Origin of the sequence: Alteribacter salitolerans, assembly GCF_016901055.1 — a bacterium.
GTDB lineage: Bacteria > Bacillota > Bacilli > Bacillales > Salisediminibacteriaceae > Alteribacter > Alteribacter keqinensis.
The window spans coordinates 98,290-123,957 of record NZ_JAFEUX010000002.1; the positions used below are offsets into that span (position 1 = coordinate 98,290).

The 25,668-nt window shown below is 48.5% G+C and carries 20 protein-coding genes; 18 read left to right on the top strand and 2 right to left on the bottom strand.

All coding sequences use genetic code 11. The features are described 5' to 3' along the window. Positions 1-10: 10 nt before the first annotated feature. A complete protein-coding gene (locus JSY36_RS03615) occupies positions 11-775 on the top strand; it encodes a carbohydrate ABC transporter permease (RefSeq protein WP_236784533.1) in 765 nt (254 codons plus the stop codon). Between the two features lie 147 nt (positions 776-922). On the opposite strand, the gene JSY36_RS03620 is transcribed toward JSY36_RS03615, so the two are convergent. Then, the gene (locus JSY36_RS03620) at positions 923-1,714 is read right to left on the bottom strand and encodes an SDR family oxidoreductase (RefSeq protein WP_205165284.1); all 792 of its coding nucleotides are present in this window, start codon (positions 1,712-1,714) and stop codon (positions 923-925) included. Positions 1,715-1,927: 213 nt separating this feature from the next. On the opposite strand from JSY36_RS03620, the gene JSY36_RS03625 reads away from it, so the two are divergent. The 8 genes from JSY36_RS03625 to JSY36_RS03660 all read left to right on the top strand — a co-directional run bounded on the left by JSY36_RS03625 (position 1,928) and on the right by JSY36_RS03660 (position 13,411). Then, positions 1,928-2,938, top strand: a complete 1,011-nt coding sequence (locus tag JSY36_RS03625) for a LacI family DNA-binding transcriptional regulator (protein ID WP_205165285.1) — start codon at positions 1,928-1,930, stop codon at positions 2,936-2,938. Between the two features lie 190 nt (positions 2,939-3,128). Further along, complete coding sequence (locus JSY36_RS03630) at positions 3,129-4,457, top strand: ABC transporter substrate-binding protein (protein ID WP_205165286.1); 1,329 nt, start codon at positions 3,129-3,131, stop codon at positions 4,455-4,457. Between the two features lie 70 nt (positions 4,458-4,527). Next, the gene (locus JSY36_RS03635; protein WP_205165287.1) at positions 4,528-5,418 is read left to right on the top strand and encodes a carbohydrate ABC transporter permease; all 891 of its coding nucleotides are present in this window, start codon (positions 4,528-4,530) and stop codon (positions 5,416-5,418) included. A gap of 5 nt (positions 5,419-5,423) precedes the next feature. Continuing rightward, positions 5,424-6,254 (top strand): carbohydrate ABC transporter permease, encoded by an 831-nt coding sequence (locus JSY36_RS03640; protein WP_205165288.1) that lies wholly within the window; start codon positions 5,424-5,426, stop codon positions 6,252-6,254. Positions 6,255-6,852: 598 nt separating this feature from the next. Then, positions 6,853-8,265, top strand: coding sequence for a GH1 family beta-glucosidase (locus tag JSY36_RS03645; protein ID WP_205165289.1), 1,413 nt, complete (start codon positions 6,853-6,855; stop codon positions 8,263-8,265). Beyond that, entirely contained in the window at positions 8,225-9,562 is a 1,338-nt protein-coding gene (locus JSY36_RS03650) for a glycoside hydrolase family 30 protein (RefSeq protein WP_205165290.1), read from the top strand. Before JSY36_RS03645 ends, JSY36_RS03650 begins: the two co-directional genes overlap by 41 nt. Positions 9,563-9,581: 19 nt before the next feature. Continuing rightward, positions 9,582-12,746 carry a hypothetical protein gene (locus JSY36_RS03655; protein ID WP_205165291.1) on the top strand — a complete coding sequence of 1,055 codons (3,165 nt, stop codon included), beginning with the start codon at positions 9,582-9,584 and terminating at the stop codon, positions 12,744-12,746. A 20-nt stretch (positions 12,747-12,766) separates the two neighbouring features. After that, a complete protein-coding gene (locus JSY36_RS03660; protein ID WP_205165292.1) occupies positions 12,767-13,411 on the top strand; it encodes a YesL family protein in 645 nt (214 codons plus the stop codon). Positions 13,412-14,044: 633 nt separating this feature from the next. On the opposite strand, the gene JSY36_RS03665 is transcribed toward JSY36_RS03660, so the two are convergent. Continuing rightward, positions 14,045-14,395: a DUF2200 domain-containing protein gene (locus JSY36_RS03665; protein WP_205165293.1), complete on the bottom strand. Its 351-nt coding sequence runs from the start codon at positions 14,393-14,395 to the stop codon at positions 14,045-14,047. A gap of 130 nt (positions 14,396-14,525) precedes the next feature. On the opposite strand from JSY36_RS03665, the gene JSY36_RS03670 reads away from it, so the two are divergent. The 9 genes from JSY36_RS03670 (at position 14,526) to JSY36_RS03710 (ending at position 25,523) form a co-directional block, all read left to right on the top strand. After that, a complete protein-coding gene (locus JSY36_RS03670; protein WP_205165294.1) occupies positions 14,526-15,662 on the top strand; it encodes an exo-beta-N-acetylmuramidase NamZ family protein in 1,137 nt (378 codons plus the stop codon). Positions 15,663-15,769: 107 nt separating this feature from the next. Then, positions 15,770-17,269: a glycoside hydrolase family 10-like protein gene (locus JSY36_RS03675; protein WP_205165295.1), complete on the top strand. Its 1,500-nt coding sequence runs from the start codon at positions 15,770-15,772 to the stop codon at positions 17,267-17,269. A gap of 366 nt (positions 17,270-17,635) precedes the next feature. Next, positions 17,636-18,562 (top strand): N-acetylmuramic acid 6-phosphate etherase, encoded by a 927-nt coding sequence (murQ, locus tag JSY36_RS03680; RefSeq protein WP_336511437.1) that lies wholly within the window; start codon positions 17,636-17,638, stop codon positions 18,560-18,562. A gap of 60 nt (positions 18,563-18,622) precedes the next feature. Next, positions 18,623-19,978: a sugar ABC transporter substrate-binding protein gene (locus JSY36_RS03685; RefSeq protein WP_205165296.1), complete on the top strand. Its 1,356-nt coding sequence runs from the start codon at positions 18,623-18,625 to the stop codon at positions 19,976-19,978. A gap of 118 nt (positions 19,979-20,096) precedes the next feature. Continuing rightward, positions 20,097-20,987: a carbohydrate ABC transporter permease gene (locus JSY36_RS03690; RefSeq protein WP_205165297.1), complete on the top strand. Its 891-nt coding sequence runs from the start codon at positions 20,097-20,099 to the stop codon at positions 20,985-20,987. Further along, positions 20,984-21,817, top strand: a complete 834-nt coding sequence (locus JSY36_RS03695) for a carbohydrate ABC transporter permease (RefSeq protein WP_122900324.1) — start codon at positions 20,984-20,986, stop codon at positions 21,815-21,817. The genes JSY36_RS03690 and JSY36_RS03695 overlap by 4 nt, the downstream gene beginning before the upstream one ends. A gap of 63 nt (positions 21,818-21,880) precedes the next feature. Beyond that, the gene (nagZ, locus tag JSY36_RS03700) at positions 21,881-23,416 is read left to right on the top strand and encodes a beta-N-acetylhexosaminidase (protein WP_205165298.1); all 1,536 of its coding nucleotides are present in this window, start codon (positions 21,881-21,883) and stop codon (positions 23,414-23,416) included. A gap of 65 nt (positions 23,417-23,481) precedes the next feature. Continuing rightward, the gene (locus JSY36_RS03705) at positions 23,482-24,342 is read left to right on the top strand and encodes a MurR/RpiR family transcriptional regulator (RefSeq protein ID WP_236784535.1); all 861 of its coding nucleotides are present in this window, start codon (positions 23,482-23,484) and stop codon (positions 24,340-24,342) included. A gap of 14 nt (positions 24,343-24,356) precedes the next feature. After that, positions 24,357-25,523, top strand: a complete 1,167-nt coding sequence (locus JSY36_RS03710; protein ID WP_205165299.1) for an anhydro-N-acetylmuramic acid kinase — start codon at positions 24,357-24,359, stop codon at positions 25,521-25,523. Positions 25,524-25,668: the final 145 nt, after the last annotated feature.

A 25,668-nucleotide genomic window follows, 5' to 3' on the forward strand; every position in this document is an offset into this window, starting at 1 on the left:
CTTTATCTTTTTGGTACCGTTTTTTTGGATGCTGTCAACTTCGCTGAAAGATTCAAGTGTTATCTTTCAGTTTCCTCCTCAGTGGATACCGGATCCGATCGTCTGGGGAAATTATGTTGAAGCAATGACTTTTGCGCCTTTCCACCTGTTCTTTCTTAATTCCTTAACCATTGCCGGCCTCTCCATGATTGGAGAAGTATTTACAGGAGCTTTGGTTGCTTATGGTTTTGCTAAACTGCAATTTAAAGGCCGGGATACGTTGTTTATCATTGTTCTGGCCACAATGATGCTGCCTGGTGAAGTAACGATGATACCTGTATTTATTATGTTTGCTCATATTGGGTGGATTGACACTTATTTACCCCTGATCGTTCCTTCTTACTTTGGGGGAGGCGCGTTCTTCATTTTTATGTTCAGACAGTTCTTTTTAGGTATACCGAATGAGTTGGAAGACGCTGCAAGAATTGATGGATGTAACACTTTTCAAATTTTTTACCGGATTGTCCTGCCGTTATCCAAGCCTGCTCTTGCTGTAGTAGCCATCTTTTCATTTCATGGAAAATGGAATGACTTCCTGGGACCATTAATTTATTTGAATACAATGGAGAAGTTCACTGTTCAATTAGGACTGGCCATGTTCCAGGGGATGTTCCAGACAGAATGGTCATTACTTATGGCTGCTTCAATAGTAGCGTTATTGCCGGTATTGTTAATATTCTTTATGTTCCAGAAATACTTTATCGAGGGAATTAAGTTATCGGGGATAAAAGGGTAAGTTTTTGATTTGAGATGGCGGCAACAATAGAGGATAGTTTACGAATTGTATAGAGGTATAAGTGGTAAAAAAAGAAGCATGAGGTCGGATCCTCATGCTTCTTTTCATGCCATGTTTTAATATTACAGAAACCAACACTAACCACTTCTACAATAGGGACTCCGCTCCGTCAATATACAGTTCCGTCCCCGTAATATGCCTTGACGCATCCGAGGCGAGGAACAGAATGAGGTCGGCCACTTCCTCCGGTTTTCCCGGCCGGTGCTCCAACGGCTGGTTGCCTTCCGGGTAGTCAACGGGAATTTTTATTTTATCAAGCTCATCTTTTTCAGGATGGGTGTTTTCTCCGATGTTTGTCTCGATAGCTCCGGGACAGATGATGTTAACCCGGATATGGTATTTGGCCAATTCAAGTGCCGCCATTTTACCAAAGGCCATCTGGCCCGCTTTCGAGCTGCTGTAGGCAGAGAACCCGAAGTTGGAAAATATGCGGTTTCCGTTTACGGAGCTGGTAATGATAATACTTCCGCCGTCTTTTTTCATATGGGGAATCGCATGTTTCACCGTCAGAAACGTGCTTTTTAAGTTCGTATCGATCGTTTGGTCCCACTCGTCCGCTGCCATATCTTCAATGGGAGTGATCTTTCCATTCACGCCCGCATTGGCAAAAATGATGTCGAGCCTCCCGAAACGATCCACAAGCTTCTCGTAGCACCCTTCGATATCCTCTTCTCTGGAAACATCCGTCTCGATGATCATGGCCTCACCGCCAAGCGCTTCAATTTTCTCCTTTGTTTCTGTTGCATCGTCTTCTTTTATGTCGGCAAGCACGACCTTTGCGCCTTCTCTCGCAAGGTAAATCGCGGAAGCTTTGCCAATCCCTGATCCGCCACCTGTAACTAAAGCTACTCTTCCATTTAACTGCTGTGTTGTGACCATCCGCATCCAGCTCCTTTTTCCTAATAAACATTACTGGAGTTATTCCCTTGTTGGAGAAAAAGTAACGTTATATTCTCCAAGGTGATTTCCAAGGTCTGTGATATAATAGTGACAATAAAATCACCCTCCGCGCACCACCAATCCACTCTTGCTGAACCCATCCCCATGCAGTATACTTAAACCGAAAGCGTTTTCGGAAATGGAGAGTTAACGATGACAACGATATATGATATTGCGAAAAAGACAGGTTTTTCAATTACAACGGTTTCCCGGGCACTCAACAATTACACGGATGTAAGTGAAAAAACAAAGAAGAAGATTTTAGAGGCTGTCGATGAGATGGGCTATTATCCAAACTCCATTGCCAGGTCCCTCACAACAAAAAAATCGTGGGCGCTCGGCGTGATTTTCGTTGAAGATCTCGGAGTCGGTATTAAGCACCCGTTTTTTAGTGCTGTCATTGAAAGCTTCAAACAAAATGTAGAATCACTTGGCTATGATATTATTTTTCTCAGCAGGAACATCGGCGGTGAGGAAAAAAGCTATGTGGATCATGCGATTCACCGGGGAGTGGACGGCATTATCGTCATGTGCTCGGATTTTGAGGACAAAGAGGTGCAAAAGCTGATTGAATCACCTATTCCGAGCCTGGTGGTGGACCTGCACAGCGACAAGTCCAGTGTTGTTTACAGCGACAATTACCGGGGGAGTATTCTGGCGGTGGATCACCTGCATGAGCTCGGACACCGCAAAATCGCCCATATTAAGGGGCACCAAAAAACGTTTGCCGGGCTTGAACGCCTCAGAGGGTACCGGTCAGCGATGGAAAACTACGGACTTGATATTCCGTCTTCCTATATTGCAGACGGAGGCTTCTTCTCTTATGAAGGCGGCTATGACGCCATGAAGGAGATCCTCAGCCTGGAAGATCGCCCAACCGCGGTCTTTGTGTCAGGAGACAATATGGCTCTGGGGGCACTTAAGGCATGTAAAGAAGCGGGTGTATCAGTTCCGGATGATCTGTCGATTGTCGGGTTTGACGATATTGAGATTTCAAAACACATTACACCGGGGCTTACAACCATCCGCCAGGATACCGATCTGATCGGGAAAAAGGCGTCAGAGGTTCTGGTGCAGCAGATCAATATGAGAAGCAGGGACTATGCAGCGGTGACGATTCCTGTCCAGCTTGTGGTCCGTGAATCTACAAAGGCCATTGACTGACCTTTGTAGATTCACTAATTATTCAAATTTTTTTAAAATTTTTCCGAAACCGCTTTCGGAAAACCTGAAAGCGTGTTATGATGTTTTTGGAAAGGTTCGAAAGCGCTTTCGCGAGGTTGTTACATATCCCGAAAGCGCTTTGGATAAATGGTTCGGGGGAACCAAAACAAAACAAGGGTGGGATTAGAGTATGAAAAAATGGTTGCCGTTGTCGATAGTATCAATGTTGGGGCTGGGAGTGCTCAGTGCTTGTGGAGATACTGAAGATGCAGAAGGAAGTTCAGGCAGTAAGGATAAACTGACAGTCTGGTCATTTACGGACGAGCTTGAAGAGCCGATTGAAGTTTTTGAAGAGCAGCACGGGGTTGAAATTGAGCTGACTATTATTCCAATTGAAGATTATCCTACGCGTCTGCGTCCTGTACTGGAAAGTGGAACCGGAGCGCCGGACGTCTTTACAGGTGAAATGGCCTTCATTAAAGAGTGGGTAGAGCAGGACTACTGGGAAGACTTGTCCCAGGATCCGTATAATGTAGAAGACATTAAAGATGATTACGTAGATTACGTGTTTGATCTTGGCCGGGACTCAGAAGGAACAGTTAAAGCCCTTTCCTGGCAGACAACGCCTGGAGGTATCTTCTACCGCCGAAGCATTGCAGAGGAAGTATTAGGAACAGATGATCCGGCTGCGATTGGCGAGCGTCTGTCTACGATGGAAGGTATGTTCGAAGTTGGGGAAGAGTTAAAAGCAGAAGGCTACCGTTTATTCCCGGATGAAGGCGCAGTCCGCTGGTTCTCCCAGGGGCAGGAGCCACAGCCATGGGTAAATGAAGACGATGAACTTGTTATGACTGAAGGCCGTATGAATCACTTCGATTATGCAAAAGAGCTTCGTGACAAAGACATGACAGCGTTTGCTCCTGAGTGGTCTCCGGCATGGTTCGCAGCGATGGACGGTCCGGTTAACTACAACGCCGGATGGGATGAAGTAGATGAGAACGCATCCAGTGAAGTGGAAGTATTCTCTTATGCCCTTCCTACATGGGGTCTGCACAGTGTTCTTAAAACAAACGTAGAAGAAACTGCAGGAGACTGGGCTGTAACGAATGGTCCAAACCCTTACTTCTGGGGCGGTACTTGGTTAGGTATCTATAAAAACTCAGACAACAAAGATCTTGCCTGGGAATTTGTAAAAATGATGACTCACGATGAAGAATTCCTTACAGACTGGGCTCTTGAAACAGGAGACGTGCTTTCTTATCTGCCGGTAACAGAAGAAATCAAGACAGAGTTCAGCGACGAATTCCTAGCCGGACAGAACAACTACACGTTCTTCCTTGAAGAAGCACAGTCCATTGACCCTAATGTCGTGACTCGTTACGATCAGCAAATTGATACGATGTTTGGAAATGCAGTAGGAGAATATGTTGACGGTGTGAAAACAAAAGAAGAAGCGCTTGAAGAGTTTTACAACTTAGTTCAAAACGCTTACCCGCATATTCAGGTGCCGAATAAGTAATCAAAAGTAAAAGGGAGCAGGAGCACGTTGCTGCTCCCTTTTAGATAAGAACGGATGGAAGGTGTATTAGATGAAAAAACTTGATTATAACGGCTACTTCTTTATCATTCCTTTCTTTTTAGTGTTTATTACCTTTACGATTTACCCGATTCTCTTAACCTTCTATTACAGTTTTACCAGCTATTCAGGCATGGGTGATCCTGAGTTTGTAGGGCTGGCAAACTACACACGGCTTATCACCGACCCATACTTCTTCCGTGCTTTTTATAACACGATGTACATATGGGGCATCAACTTTGCTTTTCAATTAGGAATTGCCTTGTTACTTGCGATTTTATTCTCGGATATTCGTTTAAAGATGAAAGGCCTGGGCTTTTTCAGAGCTGCCTTTTACTTGCCAAACTTAATCACGATTGCATCTGTTGCTTTGCTTTTTAGTATCCTGCTCGGCTGGCACCACGGAACAATCAATCACCTGCTACTGGATTTAGGTATAATCTCTCAACCGATTAACTGGTTGAATGACCCGACAACGGCACGATGGTCTGTGGCTTTGATCGGGGCGTGGATGTGGTTTGGTCATACTTTCATTATATTGATGGCAGGCATTTCAGGTATTTCGAAAGATTACTTCGAAGCAGCCTTAATTGATGGAGCTAACCGCTGGCAGACACTTACAAATGTGACCTTGCCTTTATTAAAACCAATCATGCTTTACGTATTAATAACTTCCCTCATTGGCGGATTGCAGATTTTTGACCTGCCAATGCTGATTACCGATGGAATGGGCGCACCTGAAGGGTCCCTGAACACGATGGTGCTGTATTTATACAACCAGGCTTTCAGGTTTAACAACTACGGTTATGCCGCAGCCGTTGCGTATGGATTGTTCGTTATTACTGTGGTGTTCTCGTTAATCACATTTAAATCCATGTACCGCAAGAATGTAAAGGAGGGGTAATGATCATGGGGAAAACAAACATTGTGAAAGGGATTTTATATCTCACTCTAACCTTGATGGTCATTATTAGTTTCATTCCTTTTTACATGATGATCATTAATGCAACGAGGTCCAACGGGGAGATTCTTCAGCACGGCTTTACGCTTTTGCCGGGGGGAGCGCTTCTTGATAACTATGAGATTCTTATTCAGTACATGAATCTTTGGCGGGGATTTGCCAACAGCCTGTTCATTGCTGTCTGTGTAACAATCCTAAGCTCGTATTTTAGTGCATTAACCGCTTTTGGGTTTGCTGTTTATAACTTTAAAGGACGTAATTTTCTCTTTGTCGTCATGCTCTTATTGATGATGGTACCGGGGCAGCTCGGGCTGATCGGGTTTTATGACCTGATTCGTACGATGGGACTGCTCGATACGTACATTCCGTTAATTATCCCGCCGATTGCGTCACCGTTTATTGTGTTCTTCCTCCGTCAGTTCCTAATGACGACGATGCACCCTTCTTTACTGGAAGCTGCTCGTATTGACGGGGCAAAGGAGCTTACGATCTTCCACAAAATCGGAGTTCCGATTATGATGCCGGCTGTAGCTACGATGGCGATCTTTACGTTTATCGGATCATGGAATAACTATATCCTGCCGTTAGTCGTGTTGTTCAGTCCGGAAAAGTATACGCTGCCGGTTATGATGGGGGCCCTTCGCGGATCCCAGGTGGCACAGAACCTTGGTGCCATGTATCTCGGGATTGCCATTTCCGTAGTTCCGATCATGATCGCATTTTTGTTTTTATCTAAATACATCATCACCAGCATTTCAGCAGGAGCAGTAAAAGAATAACGCTGTTTTCAGTGCTTTTAAGGGTAAATTTGAGGACGCTGTTATTCAATTAAACCTTGGTTGATTTACGCTCTCTGCGCTCCCTTTCCGCGGGCGATTCGGGAGCCTCCTCAGCGCGTTGCGCTTGCGGGGTCTCCCCTGAACTCGCTCCTCCCGCAGGAGTGTCGCGCAATCGCTCCAATCAACAGGCTTATATTCAATAAGGACATTTTAAGTAAGGCTCTGAAAAAGCTGATGCAGATAGCATCAACATCTTCTGAGAAGCAGGTGTAAATCTAAAATCTTTCTATTTTTAAGTTAATAGAATTATTCATTTTCAAAGCTAGGATGCAACCGGAATGGCCGAGACTCCTGCGGAAGTGGGGGCAGGGTGAGACCCCGCAGTGACGAGCATTTCCGTCATGAGTATACGACGAGTTGCTTCGACGCAGAGATCTGCAAAGGCTAGCTGGAAGAGGAAGAAGCAGGAAAGCTGGAGGAGGCTCACGGCACCTCCGCGGAAAGCGAAGGCCATGCAGGCAGCATCAACATCTATATCTCAACAACCTGTAACTGTAAGCCAGCTGACAAAAAGAAATAAACATAAGAGGTGGTTTCATTGTCTAGATTTAAGGATGATTTTATTTTTGGAACGGCAACATCCTCCTATCAGATTGAAGGAGCATACAACCAGGGCGGACGGTCATTATCGATTTGGGATACCTTTTCCAAAACACCAGGCAACGTCTGGAACGGCGATGACGGAGATGTGGCGTGTGACCACTACAACCGCTACAAAGAAGACGTCCAACTGATCAAGGAACTGGGCGTAGAATCGTACCGCTTCTCCATCGCATGGCCGCGGATCTTTCCTCAGGAAGGCGTCTATAACGAAGAAGGCATGGCCTTTTACCGATCCCTTATCCAGGAGCTGAAGAAAGCCGGAATCAAACCGATGGCCACTCTTTATCACTGGGATCTGCCAATGTGGGCGTACGAAAAAGGCGGATGGGTCAACAGAGATTCTGTACAATGGTTTCTTGATTTCGCTGAAGTCTGCTTTAAAGAGCTGGATGCGGATGTGGAAGCGTGGATCACGCATAATGAACCTTGGTGTGCAAGCTTCTTGAGCTATCATGCGGGGCATCATGCACCTGGTCACCGTAATATGGAGGAAGGCCTGAAAGCCGCTCATCATATTCTTCTTTCTCACGGGAAAGCCGTTCAGTTATTTAAAAACGAACTCGGCTTAACGACGCCGATCGGCATTACCTTGAATTTATCCCCTGCCTACGGCGCATCCGATTCAGCCAATGACCAACTGGCGAAGAACAATGCGGATGGCTACGTCAACCGCTGGTTTCTGGATCCGATCTTTAAAGGAGCGTACCCGGTGGACATGATGAACCTGTTCTCCACGCACGTTCATGATTTTAACTTCATTCAGTCCGGGGATCTTGATGCGATCTCGGTTGAGTGTGACTTCTTTGGCATTAATTATTACAACAGAGCGCTTGTGAAATTTGCAGGGAATGAGAATCTTCTTTATACCTCTGCTCACTCTGATTATAAAAAGACAGGCATGGGCTGGGATGTGTCTCCCCAGGAGTTTAAAGAGCTCATCTACCGTCTGCGCAAAGAATACACAGATTTACCGATCTTTATTACAGAAAACGGTGCGGCATATGATGACGTACTTGAGAGCGACGGATCGGTCCATGATGCGGAGCGCGTTGCCTATGTTGAAGAGCATCTGAAAATGGTTCATGAACTGTGTGAAGAAGGCATGAATATTGCCGGTTACTTCCTCTGGTCCCTGTTTGACAACTTTGAGTGGGCCTTCGGTTACGAAAAACGGTTCGGAATCTTTTATGTGGACTTTGAAACACAGGCTAGGTACTGGAAGGACAGCGCCAAACGATATAAGGAAATTGTCGGGTCCCGTTCATTATCAGAAAAACCGTTTCAAGTGAAACAAGGAGTGTTGCTGCATGAAGAAAACGATGCGTCTCGTTCAGTCAGCCAGGGATGAAGAAGGCCGCTGGCTTGATAAAGGAACCGTTTCTTTTGAAGATGGGCACGGGGGAACTGACCGTGTCGTCACGCTGATCCCGGACCGCACCTATCAGGAGTGGATGGGGTTCGGCGGTGCCTTCACAGAAGCGGCAGGCTACAGTTTGTCGAAAGTATCAGAAGAACACCGGAAAGACATTATAAAAGCGTACTTTAACCCGTCTGAAGGGCTCGGTTATTCCCTCGGGCGGACGCACATTCACAGTTGTGATTTCGCTCTGGGAAACTATACGTATGTTGAAGAGAACGATGAAACGCTTGAAACGTTCTCCATTGAACATGAGCAGAAGTACGTGCTCCCGTTTATTAGAGAAGCCGTTGCTGAAGCCGGTCAGCCGTTAACGCTGCTTGCTTCACCGTGGAGTCCTCCGGGGTGGATGAAAACGACCGGGGAAATGAATCACGGAGGCAAGTTAAAGCCGGAATACGCCGGACTTTGGGCCGAGTACTATGCGAAATACATCGAAGCGATGGAAGCGGAAGGCATTCCGATCTGGGGCGTGAGCGTGCAGAACGAGCCGGCAGCAAAGCAGGTTTGGGATTCGTGCCTTTACACGGCAGAAGAAGAACGGGATTTTATTAAAAACCATCTCGGTCCGACGCTGTCCCGTCATCAGATGGCGGATAAAAAAATCATCATCTGGGATCATAACCGCGACATCATCGTCGAACGTGCGGAAACCGTGTTGTCTGACCCTGAAGCTGCCCAGTATGTATGGGGCACGGGGAACCACTGGTATGTTTCCGAGGAGTTCGCCAACCTGTCCATTGTCCATGAGAAATTCCCCGATAAGCACCTCCTGTTTACAGAAGGGTGCATCGAGGGCGGCGTTCAGCTTGGTGCCTGGCACACCGGGGAACGGTACGCCCGTAACATTATCGGCGACATGAACAACTGGCTCGAGGGCTTTATCGACTGGAACCTTGTGCTCGATGAAAAAGGAGGGCCGAACCACGTAGGAAACTACTGCGATGCCCCTGTAATCGTCGATACAAAGAACGATGAAGTTCACTATAACAGCTCGTTTTACATGATCGGCCATTTCAGTAAGTTTATTAAACCCGGCGCCCGCCGGATTCATCTTGATGAGCAGGTGGACGGGCTGTCCATGACCGCTTTTAAAAATGAGGATGGTTCCATTGTGTTTGTCGTATTAAATGAAACCGAAGAGGATGTTTCCTTTTCCCTGCAGATTGACAATCAGTCTGCCGGCGTCGTGAGTACGAAGCGGTCCATTGGAACTTATTTGATTTAGCAGGCTGGAGGTTACAAACATGTATACATTAACGAACGAACATGACTTTAAACTGGAATGGTTTCAGCAAAAGCCTCCGTTTTCGAGCTTTCTTCCCGGCATTGCCGGTGTCCGGGGCATCCCCATGTGGGTGTTTTACGTCAACCGCGGGCAGGGCATTGCAAGCTTCGGGGTAAAAGACAAAGATCACGCGATGACGGAATTCTTTCCTGCAGATAAAGCGTATCAATATACAGGAACACATGGTTTCAGAACGCTTCTGAAGCTGCACCGGAACGGGACAAGCACGTTTATGGAACCCTTTGCCACCTCACACTCAGAGGAGACGATGACGATTTCTGAAAACCGTCTGGCGCTCACGTGGAACGACCCGTCAGAAGGGCTTTCCGTTAACGTATCGTATGTGAGTCTGCCGGATTCTCCTCTGGCCGGGCTCATTCGTCATGTGACAATAAAAAATGAAGGCAAAGAAACGGTTGGTGTGGAAGGAGTGGACGGCCTGCCGGCGATCTTTCCGAGCGGTGTTCCGAACCAGGCCTATAAGGAGCTTGGAAATACCCTGAAAAGCTGGTTTGATGTGGTGAACCGTGAAGCGGGCGTTCCATTTTACAAGCTGCGGGGCAGTATGGAAGATACGGCAGAGGTCCGTGAAATCGTAGAAGGCAACTTTTACATGGGGCGTCTGTATTACCGTGGCGAAGACCGGGTAGTGTCACCGATTGTGGACCGTGATGTTCTGTTCGGGGGAGAGACCTCTCTAAACGCTCCCGTCCTGTTCCAGCAGGAACCGCTGGAAACGATTCAGAAAAAGACCGAGTATACAACAAATAAAGTGTCAGGCGGGTTTACGCCCTTTGACGTGGATCTCGAGGCCGGTGAGGAGATTGAGCTGTACTCCGTCATCGGACACGGCAGCTCTGTGGACGTAGTGAATACGTTCGCTTCAGCGCTCTCAGTTGAAAAACTCAGAGACTTGCAAAACCGGGCGGTTCATATTACCGGTGATTTAACAGCAAACGTGAAAACAGAGTCATCTTCTTCTCTCTTTGATGCCTACACGCGCCAGGCTTTTCTGGACAACGGCCTGCGGGGCGGGTTTCCAAAGGTGTTCGAAGGAGAAAACGGACACAAAGTCTATTATGTGTATTCAAGAAAGCACGGCGATCTGGAAAGAGACTATAATTTCTTTTCCCTCAGTCCCACCTACTATTCCCAGGGGAACGGGAACTACCGGGATGTCAACCAGAACCGGCGCTGCGATGTGTTTTTCGAGCCGAAGGTGGAAGATTACAATGTCCGGCTTTTCATGAACCTGATTCAGCTTGACGGGTATAATCCCCTGTCGGTAAAAGGAGTCCGCTTTCAGCTGGACAACCTGGAAGAGGTGGATTTCAGCGCCTGGGTGAACGTTGGGGATCTTGAAGCGGTCAAGGGGATGTTCGCTTCTTCGTTTACACCGGGAGAGATTATCCACGCACTTGAGAAGGAAGACATCGCTCTGAAAACGGACGCCGAGTCCTTTTTAACCGAGGTGATCACCCTCTCGAGTGAGCAGTTTGAAGCGGCGTTCGGTGAAGGGTTCTGGATGGATCATTGGACGTACAATCTGGATCTGATCGATGCTTATTTAGCTGTTTATCCGGACCGGGAGCAGACGTTTTTCTTTGAGCGCCCGTACCGGTTCTTCGAAAGTGCCGTCAGAGTCAAGAGCCGCGCTGAGAAATACGTGGTGAAAAACGGGGATGTAAGACAGTACAAGGCGATCGAGCATGACGAAAAGAAGGCGGCGAAACAGAAGGAACTGGGCGGCACGCCTTGGATCAGGACCGGTCAGGGAGACGGGCAGATCTACGAGACGAACCTTTATTCCAAGCTTCTGCTTCTTGCGGCTGTGAAGACAACCACGCTGGCACCGTACGGCATGGGGGTTGAAATGGAAGGGGACAAACCGGGCTGGAATGATTCTTTAAACGGTCTGCCGGGCATGCTCGGGGCGAGTACGTCTGAGCTGTATGAGCTCAAGCGTCTGCTTAACCAGTTGTCCGCTGTTTCAGGCGAAAAAAGCGTACGTCTGCCTGCAGAAATCGAGCCGTTCTTTACCAATGTTGGGCGTCTGCTGAGTGCTGTGAAGGACGAATCGGACACAGCTGAAATGATGGCGCACTGGCATCACGTTTCTTCCCTTCGTGAGAACTACCGGGAGACGATTTACCGGGGGATCCGCGGGGAAGACATGGAGCTCACAACAGAAGAAACGGAAGAGTTGCTTGCCCTATTGCACAAGGAAGTGGACCGGGGTATCCGGGCTGTCGAGCAGCTGGCTGATCCGCTGCCACCGACATACATTTATTTTGAACCGAGACAAAAGATTGAGGGAGACAACGTTGATGTTGCGGGTCTCACTCTGATTCCGAAGCCGGTTGCTCCGTTTTTAGAGGGTGTTGTGAAAAAGATGAAGCTGACGGACAGCCGGGAAGATGCGGCACAGCTTTACCAAAACGTGAGACAATCACCGATTTTTGATGAAAAATTGAAGATGTATAAAACGTCTATGTCCATCGCTGAAGAGCCGATCGAGCTGGGAAGGGCAAAATCCTTCACGCCGGGCTGGCTTGAAAACGAATCAGTCTTTCTTCACATGGAGTACAAATATTTACTGGCGACCCTGCAGGCCGGTCTGTACGATGACTTTTTTGCAGACATGAAGACAGCACTCGTGCCATTCCTGGACCCTGCGGTTTATGGAAGAAGTCCGCTGGAAAACTCGTCGTTTATTGCAAGCAGTGCGAACCCGAATCCTGCGTTGCACGGCAGAGGCTTTGTGTCGCGTCTCAGCGGGTCGACCATTGAGCATTTGAACATGTGGGTGACGATGATGGCCGGGAAAAAGCCGTTTCGTTTGGAAGAAGGCACGCTTGTGTGCGAGCTGGAGCCGGTCCTGCCCGGATGGATGTTTACAGAGGCCGGCGAGCTGTCGTTCACGTTCCTCGGATCAACGGGCGTAACCTACCATAATGAAATGAAAGCAGATACCTTTGGTGAAAAAGGCGTCAAACCGGTTCAGTTTGAGGTAGAATGGAACCATGGTGATCAAGAGACGGTTGAATCCGGCCGATTGACAGGCAGATTAGCCGAAGCCCTCCGGGAAGGGCGCCTGAAGCAGATCAACGTTCAATTAGGATAAACGCGTTTGGGGGAAACAACATGATAACGGGAAACAGACTGGTAAATTGGATTTACCGCGGGTTAGAGGTGTTTGTAAAGGTAGCTGCACTCAATGTGTTGTGGATGGTGTTCACGGTGGTGGGCGCTGGTGTTCTCGGAATTTTTCCGGCGAGCGCAGCCCTTCTATCCGTGATCCGGAAATGGATGATGGAGGGCATGGATACGTCTGTGCCCCGGACATTTATCGGCAGCTACAAAAAGGAATTCGTGAAGGTGAATGTGCTTGGGTACGCCGCCTTGCTCTACGGATTTGTGCTGTTTACAAACTATCAATTTATGCTCGGTGCCGATGGAATCGTCCAGCTCCTCATTGTGATTGGACTGATCATTCTCGGTACGCTGTTTTTCCTGACGGTCACCTTCTTATTTCCGGCCATCGTCCACTTCGATCTGCCGGTGCTTAAAGTGGTGAAAGTGGCGTTCCTGTATGGCATGACGCATTTCTACTTAGCGATCATGGCAGGAATCGGACTGACCGTAACCTATCATATTGTCCTGTTCTTCCCAGGCATTTTCATGTGGTTTATCCCGAGCTTAACAGGCATCATCCTCATGCCCGCAGCTTACATGGCGTTTCAGAAGTTTTCACGTGAAACAAATGCTGATGAGGCTGTTAAGGTGTAGGGGCGTACGGACTGAAATGACCTTTCCTTTGATAAAAGGGGAGGTCATTTTTTTGTGTAGCGTATCTTATGCCGATAGGTTTTTGTTTTAGCATGCGCTCCCCAGATTGTGAAAGTGGGTGCGTGAAGTAGAGGGGGCTCGGAAAATGGGTGCTTAACTTTGTGAAAGTAGGACCCTGAGTTACAAAAAAACGAAAAATGAGGGGCCGGCTTGTGGTGAAAAAAAGGCGAAAGTGAAGAACATTTTACACATATTGGTTTTAAAAAAACTAGCAAAAAAACTATGGAATTGAATGTCCAACCTTCTAGTCTTTTTTACACTGTATCCTGGTTTTTAGGCAACAATGTGGTGGAAGAGCATATCGCCTGGCGATATGCTTTTGTTGTTTAGAGTAGTTTGGCAGCTGCTCCGCAGGCTGTCCTGCCGGCATCTTTTTATTGCTTTGGGTTTAATCACAATTACTTTATGAACCCGCGTTTTCAGTTAAATAAATAGAATCCATTTTGTGATTAAAATGGATCCTTCTCCAGCAGATTTCAGGTTGGTTTTTATAAAAAAATCTGATCATTTTCTGCATCAGTGGGCCCGCAAATTGCAAAAGTTAAGATTTATATAGAGAATCAATTCTAATAATTATTTCCGCAATATCTTCTCCATCGCTTTTCCCTTTGCCAGCTCATCGATCAGCTTATCCAGATAGCGAATTTCCTGCATCGTTGGTTCTTCAATGTCTTCCACTCGGACCCCGCAGACGACACCTTTGATCAACGTCCGTGAAGGATTCAGTTGGGGAGCTTCAGCAAAGAAGGTCTCAAAGTCGGTCTGCTTTTCCAGTTGCGCTTCCAACTCTTCCTGACTGTATCCTGTCAGCCAACGGATGATTTCATCGACTTCTGTTTTTGTACGCCCTTTTTTCTCCGCTTTATTAATATAATGGGGATAGACACTTGCAAAACTCATTGTATAAATCCGATGTTTGGTCATGATACACCTTCCCTTATATTTATTTGCTTTATCATATCACGAAAAAATATGTGTTAAAAATGTAAGAAGAGCCTCTTCGCTTTTATGATAGAATAATTTTTCGCAACTGCCATATGAAAGGAGACCCTCGATGATTCAAACGGGACTTGAGCGTTTTTTAAAAGAGCATCTGATCATGCTGAAAGGAAAGAACTTCGGCCTCATGGCCAACCATACATCAGTGACATCCTCTTTGAAGCACAGCGTCGATGCGCTGCAGGAGAGAGGGTTCACTCCGGCACGGATTTTTTCTCCGGAGCACGGATTTCGCGGAAAGGTAAAGGCGGAGCGTGAGGTAGGCTCGTCCGTCGATGAAGGGACGGGAATTCCCATTGAAAGTCTGTTTCCCTTTGACGAATCCCGGTTTTTCGAAGCAACAGTGGAGCTGGATCTGCTTCTTTTTGACATGCAGGATATCGGGGCCCGGTTTTATACCTACATCGACCTTATCGCTTATGGACTGAGGGCGTCGAAGGAACACCGCATTCCCTTTATCGTACTCGATCGGCCGAACCCGGTTGGCGGGATAATTGCGGAAGGACCGTTATCCAGGCAGGGCGTTGCTGCTTCCTTTTCCCCAAGTGGCCTCCCGGTGAGACACGGTCTGACCGTTGGGGAGATCGCAATGGAACTGAATCAAACCATCGGCGGGAGGCTCGAAGTCATCACCATGAAGGGATGGGAGCGGGCCATGCACTATAAAGAAACCGGACTGCCGTGGGTACCGCCGTCACCGAATGCCAATGTCATGGAGATGCCCAGGTTTTATTATGGACTGGCTCTTCTTGACAGCATCAACCTCTCCCTCGGGGCAGGGACGGACAAGCCTTTTCAGCAGTTCGGTGCGCCGTGGCTTGACGCCGGGAAATTCATCCGAAGTCTCACTGCGAGAAAAGCTGACGGTGTGGTGCTGGAAGCTGTCACATTTGTGCCCTCTCAAGGAGATTACGAGAATGAGAGATGCGAGGGGATAAGGTTTCATCCAGTGAGTGAAAACTGGGGTGCGATGGCATTGGCAGGACACATATTTGAGGTTTTGAGGGACGAACACCCATCGCTGGTTTTATGGAAAAACAAGGATGAACGGTATTGGTCAGACTTCATTTATGGGACAGAAGGTTTGCGACTTTCCTATATTCAGGGAAATTCCGTAATTGCCCAGTTTCGCAGGGATTCCCTGCAGTCCCAGGCATTTCTTGAGTTTCAGTCAAAAAAACTGTATACGTAACTGGGTAAAACAGACTATCCACACTCACTCCTATTCGTCTATTGTAAAATTGTTTCAATATTCTTAAAATTTAGTTGAAACAAAATTACAATATCAGGAGGGATTGGATGAAACATGTATTCCGTTCGATGGGGTTAATAGGGTTACTTGTCATTTTTCTTATAGGATCACTGGCTCCGGCAGCACCGATGAGTGCCGAGGCGTCTGATCAAGAAGATCCGTTCACACGGGCCTTTTGGGTACAGGCCTTTGAGGATGGGCTGAAATCACCGGAACAGGTGGATCAGCTTTTGGCGGATGTGGAAGATGCGAACATGAACACGATTGTGGCACAGGTAGTACGGAGACACGATGCTTATTTCAACAGCTCCTACTTACCATTTACAGAGGATCCGAACATGACAGAAGGGTTCGATGCCCTTCAGTACTTAATTGACGGGGCAAAAGACAAAGGGATCGACATTCATGCGTGGGTCGTATTAGGACCGATGTGGCACCCGATCTACGGAGGAGCCCCGGAAGCCGAGGAGCACATTTACAACCAGTACGGACCAGATGCGCCGGACAACGAAACATGGGTGACGAAGGACTACAATGGTGTAGTAGCCAACCCAATGCAGCCATACCTCGACTTCGGTCACCCGGATGCGAGAGAGCACGCAATTAACATGGTGAAAGATATTGTAAGCGGTTACGATGTTGACGGGATCCATGTTGACTACATCCGCTATCAGGAAGACGGCAAAGGGTACAACCCGACGTCACTTGCCCGCTTCCAGGAGGAAACCGGCCGTACTGACCGTCCTCTTGCAAACGATGCCGAGTGGATTGAGTGGAAAACACACCAGATTGACACGCTGATGAAACGGATTTACTTAGAAACTATGAATCTGGATATGAACGTTGACGTAACGGCGGCTGTTTTATCATGGGGCTTTGACGACCCGAGAGAAAATGATTTCACAGACCTGGATCCTGTCCAGCGTGCCCACCAAAACTGGGAAAAATGGCTTCAGGAAGGCTATCTGGATTTTGCCTACGTCATGAACTATGACCCGGAAGCAACACCGGGAAGAGGCGAGCGCTATGATCAGTGGATCGAGTATCAGAAAGATCTTGAGCGCACGAGGGGCATGATCATCGGGCCGGCTCTTTACCTGAACTCGATTCCGGACAGCCTGAAGCAGATCAAGCGTGCCATCGAGCCGTCTCCGAACGGAAACATAGCTGAAGGAGTCAGCCCATACGTATACAACGTATGGAGCAATGACAACCGTCCGTTTGCGGACCTCCTGGCAGCTCTGACGGTTCCGAATGAGGACAATGACTTTGAAGCGCTGTTTACGGAGAAAGTAGAGCCGTTCCCAACGCCATGGAAGGACGAGCCTGTGGGTCACCTGTTGGGCAGCTATTCTTCTGACTTATCAGGAGAAAAAGTGGTTGTTACGAGAGGGGTAAGAGGCGAGGAAGTGGCCGTCGGTAAAATTGACGGATCCGGCATTGCCGGGTTTACTGATCTTGAGCCGGGCAACTACTTTGTCCACGTGGATGGAGAGTCCACCCGTGTTCAGGTGAAGAAAGGATCAGTGACGGCGTTCGAACAGTAAACGTGAGAGAAGTGGGGCGGCTTATGAGGTGGAAGGATACCTTGTGAGCCGTTTTTTGCAACAGGGAAGCTGGGGTTTGGGGGCGCGGGCGTATGTATGTGTCGGGTTGTGTCGTATTTTGCAGAATGACCGATATATTCAGTAAATTGACGGAAAAATGCCCGAAAGCGACTTATAAAAGCACCAAAACGACGGATAAACCGGCAAAAACGACCGATAAAACAAAAAACACTTCTCAAACTAGAATTATCGGACAATTTCAAAAATTTACTTGCTTTTAATTTGAAATTTAGTTACATTTAAAATATTAAATTACTGAAATATTATTTCGTTATCTGAGAAGGTAATTCCTGATGAAATTTGGTGATGAGCATGGAACAGAACCTGTCTTGCTTACTTACAGAGCAGCGAAACACCGCTTCTGCAGGGCTTGATTTGAAAAAGACAAAAGAAATTTTAAGGCTGATGAATGAAGAGGACCAGAAAGTTTCCCGGGCCGTCCATGACTGTCTTGACGAGATTGAAAAGACAGTGGACCTGGCTGTTGATGCCATCCAGCGCGGAGGAAGGCTGTTCTACGTGGGGGCCGGCACAAGCGGCAGGATCGGCGTCCTCGATGCTGTAGAGTGTCCCCCCACTTTCCGCACGCCGCCTGAAATGGTACAAGGGATCATTGCAGGAGGAAATTCGGCGATGTTTTGTGCGAAAGAGGGAGCAGAGGATTCCGTTGAAGGCGGAGCGAGGGCAATGGAGGATGTGAAGCTCTCCAAGCGTGACATCGTTATCGGGATCGCCGCGAGCGGAAGGACGCCTTTTGTGATCGGCGCTCTTCAATTTGCCAATAAGGCAGGGGCTGCTTCCGTTGCCCTGAGCTGCAACCCATCATCAGAGATTGGCAGTGTGGCAAAGATCAGCATCGAGACGATCGTGGGCCCTGAAATCCTCACCGGATCCACGAGATTAAAGTCGGCTACGGCACACAAAATGGTATGCAACATGATTTCCACGACAGTCATGATTAAGCTTGGGAAAGTTTACGAGAATCTGATGGTCGATCTTCATGCGAGTAACTACAAGCTTTATGAACGGGCAAAACGGATTGTACATGAAGTGACGAATGCAAAGGAAGACGTCATTGCTGAAGCTCTGGAAAAGGCGGAGCACGATGTGAAACTCGCCATTGTACTCATTGAAACAGGCGCTTCGGTTGAGCAGGCAAAAGAACGGCTGGCAAACGCTAATGGGGCAGTCAGGCAGGCGATCACATCGACGAAAAATGAGCGTTCGTCATAACGGCAATGGAGACCTGAAAAAGGTTCCATAGATATTTTGAAAAAAGGGGATGAAGGTTGCATGAAAAAGAAGGCGGGTTTGATCACGGGTATTTCACTTAGTTTACTGATGCTGGCTGCATGTACAGACAATGCGGAAGATGCAGATGCAGGTGCCGATGAAGAGACCGATACCGAAGAAACAGCAGATGAAGGGGATTCTGATGATGCTGCGGGATCTGACGAAGAAGCCGAGCTTCGCGTCTGGATCATGGAGACAGGTTCACCTGAAGAAGCAGAGGACTATTTTGACCGGGTGACGGAACGTTTCAATGAAGACTACCCTAACGTTTCAGTCGATGTTCAGTTTATTCCGTGGCTCTCTGCCCACCAGACACTGATTACTTCCATTGCAGGGGGAAGTGCTCCGGATATTTCAGAGCTCGGAACCACATGGAACCCTGAGTTCGCAGCGATGGGAGCTCTTGCCGACATGGATGATATCGTTGCAGACTGGGGCATGGAAGATGGCTGGGTCGATGCTCTTGAAGAAGTAGCAACATACGATGAAACTCTCTTCGGTGTACCTTGGTACGCAGGTGTCAGACAGCTTGTTTACAATACAGAGCTTTTTGAAGAAGCAGGTGTGGATGTGCCTGAGACATACGATGACCTGTGGGAAGTCGGCGAAGCCATTATCAACAATACCGACGCTTATGCCTACCCGGCAGTGGGAATTTCCCAGCACTTTGTCCTGCCTAAGATCTGGCACTTCGGCGGAGAGTTGGCTGTACAGGAAGAAAATGATGACGGCGAAATGATCTGGGTATCCCAAGTTGATCAGCCTGAAGCTGTTGAAGCTGTAGAATTCTATACGGATATGTACAAAGAAGGCTTTGTTCCTGACGGCGCATTGAACTGGTCTGTACTCGATACTCGTCAGGCATTTGCCCAGGAAGACCTGGCCATGACGATCGATCTTCCACCTGGTATTAATGCGATGATTAATGAGAACCCGGACCTTGAAGATAAAATCGGTGTTGCACCGCTTCCGGGTAACGACTCAAATGCGAGTTTCGTAGGCGGATCCAACCTGGCCCTGTTCGAACAGTCTCAAAACAAGGAACTGGCAGCCGAATACTTAAAGCTTCTCGTCTCTGATGAGTTCATTACAGAGTGGGCTGATTTCACTGGATTCTTCCCGGGAACGCTTGACGGTCTGAACGACCCGATGTTCTCAGAAGATGAGACGCTGAGCGTGTTCTCCGATGCACTGGTGGAAGGGCGTTCTTACCCTGCAAGCCCGTCATGGGGACGCTTTGAAGGGGAAAATCTCTTCGTCGCTCCAATCCAGGAGATTATGCAAGGATCCAAAACCGCCCAGGAAGCTATGGATGACGTAGCTGAACGCATGAACAACGCATTCTCAACAGAATAACACGAGTGACGGAACAGCGAATTGTTCCAAAACGGCAAAAGTCCGTCGAGACTATTTCTCTGACGGACTTTTCCATACATACTGCGCAAAGTCTTTAGAAGAATGGAGTTGGAAAGAGATGAACAATCGATGGCTTCCCTGGTTTTTGCTGGCACCAGCGCTGATTCTAATCCTCACCTTAACCATCTACCCGCTGTTTAACACGTTCTACCTATCTTTCAGACAATATGATATGTATTCCCTCATGACGGGTGTTTCTTCCTGGGTCGGGTTAAGCAATTATACGGAAACGCTCACAGATCCATTCTTTTGGACGGTAACGAGAAACACCGTCGTCTTTGGTCTGGCCTGTGTGTTCGGGACCATGATTGCAGGACTTTTGGTTGCGCTTTTGCTGAATACAAAATTCAAGGGCAGCCGGATCTTAGGGATTGTCATCTTGATTCCATGGGTATTCCCGGCTGTTGCAGGGGGAATCGTATGGCGCTGGATGTTCAACGACCAGTACGGAGTGGCCAACTACCTCCTCACACAGATCGGCCTTACCCAGTTTGACGGGTTTGCCTGGTTTAACACACCTTGGACGGCATTCACGGTGATTTTCTTTATGATTGTATGGCAGAGCTTCCCCTTTATCGCCGTTTCCCTTCTGGCGGGGTTCCAGACAATTCCCGATACGCTTTACGAGGCAGCGGAGATTGATGGCGCCAATGCGTGGCATAAAGTAACAAAAATTACCCTGCCGATGTTAAAGCCTCTTCTTCTTATTCTGTTTATTCTTTCAACGATCTGGGATTTTAAAATCTTTGACCAGATCTACGTCATGACCGAAGGCGGACCGGCACGGGGCACGTACGTCCTGGCCCTCTATTCCTGGAGCGAAGCCTTTAACTCCCTGAACTTCGGCATGGCTTCTGCCATCGCCATGCTCATGTTCGTATTACTGATGTTCTTTATTGTGATCTACATTTACTTTCTCCGAGAGGAAAAAGGAGGGAAGCAGGCATGAAGCGAAAAACAACGTTCCAGAAAGTTCTGATCTATGCAGCTGCCATCTTTGTGTTTGTCGTTTCCATGTTCCCGTTTTGGTGGATGGTGATCAGTTCCTTAAAACCATCTTCAGAGATTTTCAGCAGCGTGCCGACGTTCTGGCCCCATGATATTACGTTCCAGCACTACTACAATATCTTCGTCCGGGCAAACTTCTGGGTTTATTTCACCAACAGCTTAATGGTCGCAGGAACCGTAACCTTGCTTGGCACAGGGATCGCTGCTCTGGCAGGCTATGCGATCGGACGCTTCAATATTAAAGGAAAAAATGCGATTCTCCTTATGATACTGAGTGTCCAGATGTTCCCTCTCGTTGTGATGATCATTCCGTTATTTATCGTCATGAGCAGACTGGGTCTGGTCAACTCCCTGGTCGGACTTGTGATCGTTTACCTGACGTTTGCTCTGCCGTTTTGTATCTGGATGATGCGAAGCTATTTCGCCTCGATCCCGGTGGAAATTGAAGAGGCAGCCATGATTGACGGGTGTACGAGAATGCAGGCCTTCCGGAAGGTCATCTTCCCCCTTGCCTGGCCTGGTGTTTCTGCAACAAGCATTTTCGCCTTTATTACTGCATGGAATGAATTTGTCTTTGCCGTTACGTTCATTCAGGACGATTCGCTCCGCACGCTTCCATTGGCCCTGCAACAGTTTTTCAGCAGGTTTACCGCTGATTTCGGGGGACTGATGGCAGCTTCAACCATTGCGACGATTCCGGTTCTGCTATTCTTTATTTTCTTCCAGGGAAAAATGACGAAGGGCCTTGTACAGGGCTCCGTAAATACTTAAAAAAGGCATTGAAAAAGTTCGGTCTTAACTTTTTCCAGTGCCTTACATAAGGGAGATGATCGCATGAACATTGAAGAAAAAGTCGGCCGGCTCATGATGATCGGCATTCCGGGTACCACAGTGGACAAAGAAACCGTACAGCTGGTCCGGGACTGTTACGTGGGTGGTGTAATCTACTTTCAGCGGAATGTGGAATCGCCAGCTCAGGTAAAAGAACTGTCGGAACGCCTCCAGCAGGTAAACAGGGGCAGTTCGCCGCTTCTTATCGCTATCGATCAGGAAGGGGGAATGGTGGCCCGTATCAGAGACGGGGTCACACAGATCCCCGGTCAGATGGCAATCGGGGCCACAGGCGATCCGGCCGCTGCAAGGACACTGGCACAAATCAGCGGAAAAGAGCTTGCAGCCCTTGGAATTAACGTGAACTTTGCTCCGTGCGCCGATGTGAACAGCAACCCGGCGAACCCGGTCATTGGTGTCCGGTCCTTTGGAAGTGTCCCTTCCACAGTGGCGTCGTTTGTCAGGGAAGCCGTAGCGGGCTTTCAGGAGAGCGGCGTGTCTGCGACGATCAAACACTTTCCGGGACATGGTGACACGAGCGTCGACTCCCACCTGGCCCTCCCTAAATTGGACCATGACCTGGACCGCTTAAAGGAAGTGGAGCTCGCACCGTTTCGGGCAGCAGCTTCTGAAGCCGACCTTGTCATGAGTGCCCACATTAAATTTAACGCCCTCGATCCAGATTATCCGGCCACCCTCAGTAAGCCGATTATCAGCCGGCTGCTCCGGGATGAGATTGGATTTGAAGGCGTAGCCATCACGGATTGTATGGAAATGGACGCGATATCGAAGACGTATGGAACGGCTGATGCTGCTGTAAAAGCGATTCAGGCAGGGATTGATATCGTCTTAGTTTCCCACACGACATCCCTTCAGCGGGAAACCCACCGAAAACTTGTGGCGGCAGTGAAAAACGGCCACCTTTCACTGGCGCGGGTGGAGGAAGCCCTTGGCCGGATTGAACGCCTGAAGGCCAAGCACGGGACAGGAAAAAGGAACGAGAACCGGATAGAAATACTCGTTGAAAAACACCGGGAGACAGTAGACGGGATCCGGAAGAGGACGATTTCTTCTTTAACAGACACATGGACGCCCCTTTCGGCAGACGAAAAGGTTCACGTCGTTTTTTGCAGGCCCCACCGTCAGTCCTATGCGGATGAGCAGACAGATGAGTCCAATCTGATTGCAGAGCAGCTGAGAGCAAGGGGGTTTGACGTTTCTTCTACATCTGTAGAAAGTAACCCTTCCAAGGAAGAAGTCGTCCACGTGCTGTCTCAGATCGACGGCGGCAGTACAGTCGTTTTTTGTTCTTATTTACCGGGAAATAACGAGAATCAGCGCCTCCTGGCAAAAGAGCTGTCGAAACACTACTCCGACATGGTTGGTGTCAGTTTACGCTCACCGTACGATGCAGAAGAGTTGCCGTTTATCCGCCGGTATATTACCGGATTCGAGAGCACAAAAGGGGCAATGACGGCTCTTTGTGAGGTCTTGTCCGGAAAAGAAGAACCAACAGGAAGAGTCCCCATCACGCAATGACGTCATTGTGTGATTTTTTCTCAAACAGGTATAATTGAGTCAGTATAAAGATGGGAAGGGATACGATGAATAACATAAAATCAGGGGCATTGCGAATGATTGCCGAGGTGACCAATCAGCTTTCCCCCTCTGAAAAGAAGCTGGCAGCGTATGTGATTGAGCACCCGTCACGAGTGATCGGGATGACAGCGAACCAGCTGGCAGAGGCAAGCGATACGAGCAGTGCGGCGGTCGTTCGTTTCAGTAAATCGGTTGGCTATAAAGGCTTTCAGCAGCTTAAATTAAAAATTGCAGGAGAACTGACGAACGACTATGATGAAGGCTTTCACGATCTGCATCCCGGGGAAGAACCGGCATCTGTTGTTGCAAAGGTCACGAACAACAGCATACAGACGTTAAAGGAGACGTTGCAGACGCTTCAGATAGATCAGCTGGAGCGAGCGGTTGACGCGATTGCCGGGGCGAATGTGGTTCACTTTTTCGGAGTCGGGGCTTCTCAGATCATTGCCCAGGATGCGGAGCTCAAGCTTTCACGGATCAATAAGCGTGCCCACTCGTTTTCGGACTTTCACGTAGCAGCGATGCATGTTGCCAACGTCCAGCCCGGGGACGTGGTATTTGGCATTTCTTTTTCCGGTGAAACGTTTGAAGTCGAACGGATCATGCAGCTGGCCAAAAAGCGGGGAGCCACGACAATCGGGTTAACGCGTTTCGGCGTATCCCCCGTGGGCAAAGTGGCTGATATTCTTCTCCAGACGTCCACGTCCAAGGAAACCACCTTCCGAAGCGGGGCCACATCGTCACGAATTGCCCAGCTCACGGTGATTGATATTTTGTTTATGCTTCTGGCAAACAACCAGTTTGACGTGGTCATTAAGCATCTTGAAGAAACAAGAAGTGCCATTGACTTCATTCGAAAGAAGTAAAGGGGAGAGGCAGGATGGGCGATTATTTAGTACCAGCCACCACATACATGGCGGTCGGCCTTATGTCCGGCACCTCCCTGGACGGTATTGATGCCGCCCTCGTGGAACTCAAGGTGGATGGCAAGGGAGACGTACACTCGTGTGAACAGGTGAAAGGAGTGACCGTCCCTTTTTCAGCAGGAAGAAAAGAGCAGATCGAGAATGCCATGGACATAGAGCGGTCCAATATCCGTGATATTTGTGAGCTCAACGTCGTATTGGGCCGGGATTTCGCAGCTGCTGCCGAACGTGTAGTAAAAGAGAGCGGCAGAACAATGGCGGACATAGCCTTCATCAGCTCCCACGGGCAGACCGTTTATCACATGCCGGAAACGGGAGCAACGCTGCAAATCGGAGAACTCTCTGAAATAGCCAAACAAACGAACGTGCTCACCGTAGGCGACTTCCGCCCGTGTGATATGAGTGTGGGAGGAGAAGGAGCTCCTCTCGTTCCCTTCGTGGATCACCTTCTTTTCCGCCATCAGGAAAAAGGGCGGGTTCTTCTGAACATTGGCGGAATGGCGAATGTCACCCTCCTGTCTCCGGCATCCGTTAGCAGGCCGATGATTGGCGGAGATACGGGACCCGGAAATGTACTGATTGATCAGTGTATGGCCATTTTAACCGGGGGAAAGCACACCTATGACCGCGGTGGAGCATATGCTTCTGCAGGTCAGGTGGATCACTTATGGCTGGACAACCTGATAGAAGGGGACAGCTTTCTTAAGAAGCCTCTTCCTAAAAGCACCGGACGTGAGCGTTACAGCAGGGAAATGGCTGAAAGGCTTGTTGAAGAAGGAAAAAGCAGAGGCTTATCAGGAGAAGATATTACAGCCACAATCTCCAGCTACACTGTCAGGTCGATCCGTGACGCTGTTACCCCTTTTATTGGTCAGCTCGGACTTGAAGACGTGTTCGTTGGGGGAGGGGGAGCTGAGAATCACTATCTGATGGAAGAACTGGGAAAAGAGCTCGGAATGTCTGTTAACCGGATGGAGGAGCTGGGGGTATCTTCGGAATTTAAAGAAGCAGCTGTTTTTGCCGTCCTTGGGCTTTACCGGCTGAAAGGACGGCCGAATAACGCACCGGAAGCGACAGGGGCAAAAAAGCTCGTTTCGATGGGGAAAGTGGTATTGCCTTAAGGAAAAAACCAGCCGGAGGGCTGGTTTTTTGCGTGTATAGCGGATGAAGCGTAAGGCGATATGTGAGGCAGGGGCCCCATATCGGTAGGCGATATACGAGTTCCCCGACCATCAATCAGTGGTGTCGTATCGCTCGCCGATACGT

Coding starts and splice junctions, on each gene's coding strand:
- JSY36_RS03675 (WP_205165295.1), top strand. CDS start 15,770: ATGAAACATGTATTCCGTTCGATGGGGTTAATAGGGTTACTTGTCATT.
- JSY36_RS03660 (WP_205165292.1), top strand. CDS start 12,767: ATGATAACGGGAAACAGACTGGTAAATTGGATTTACCGCGGGTTAGAG.
- JSY36_RS03695 (WP_122900324.1), top strand. CDS start 20,984: ATGAAGCGAAAAACAACGTTCCAGAAAGTTCTGATCTATGCAGCTGCC.
- JSY36_RS03690 (WP_205165297.1), top strand. CDS start 20,097: ATGAACAATCGATGGCTTCCCTGGTTTTTGCTGGCACCAGCGCTGATT.
- JSY36_RS03685 (WP_205165296.1), top strand. CDS start 18,623: ATGAAAAAGAAGGCGGGTTTGATCACGGGTATTTCACTTAGTTTACTG.
- murQ (WP_336511437.1), top strand. CDS start 17,636: ATGAGCATGGAACAGAACCTGTCTTGCTTACTTACAGAGCAGCGAAAC.
- JSY36_RS03705 (WP_236784535.1), top strand. CDS start 23,482: ATGAATAACATAAAATCAGGGGCATTGCGAATGATTGCCGAGGTGACC.
- JSY36_RS03635 (WP_205165287.1), top strand. CDS start 4,528: ATGAAAAAACTTGATTATAACGGCTACTTCTTTATCATTCCTTTCTTT.
- JSY36_RS03655 (WP_205165291.1), top strand. CDS start 9,582: ATGTATACATTAACGAACGAACATGACTTTAAACTGGAATGGTTTCAG.
- JSY36_RS03710 (WP_205165299.1), top strand. CDS start 24,357: ATGGGCGATTATTTAGTACCAGCCACCACATACATGGCGGTCGGCCTT.
- JSY36_RS03670 (WP_205165294.1), top strand. CDS start 14,526: ATGATTCAAACGGGACTTGAGCGTTTTTTAAAAGAGCATCTGATCATG.
- JSY36_RS03630 (WP_205165286.1), top strand. CDS start 3,129: ATGAAAAAATGGTTGCCGTTGTCGATAGTATCAATGTTGGGGCTGGGA.
- JSY36_RS03625 (WP_205165285.1), top strand. CDS start 1,928: ATGACAACGATATATGATATTGCGAAAAAGACAGGTTTTTCAATTACA.
- JSY36_RS03665 (WP_205165293.1), bottom strand. CDS start 14,395: ATGACCAAACATCGGATTTATACAATGAGTTTTGCAAGTGTCTATCCC.
- JSY36_RS03650 (WP_205165290.1), top strand. CDS start 8,225: ATGAAGAAAACGATGCGTCTCGTTCAGTCAGCCAGGGATGAAGAAGGC.
- nagZ (WP_205165298.1), top strand. CDS start 21,881: ATGAACATTGAAGAAAAAGTCGGCCGGCTCATGATGATCGGCATTCCG.
- JSY36_RS03640 (WP_205165288.1), top strand. CDS start 5,424: ATGGGGAAAACAAACATTGTGAAAGGGATTTTATATCTCACTCTAACC.
- JSY36_RS03620 (WP_205165284.1), bottom strand. CDS start 1,714: ATGGTCACAACACAGCAGTTAAATGGAAGAGTAGCTTTAGTTACAGGT.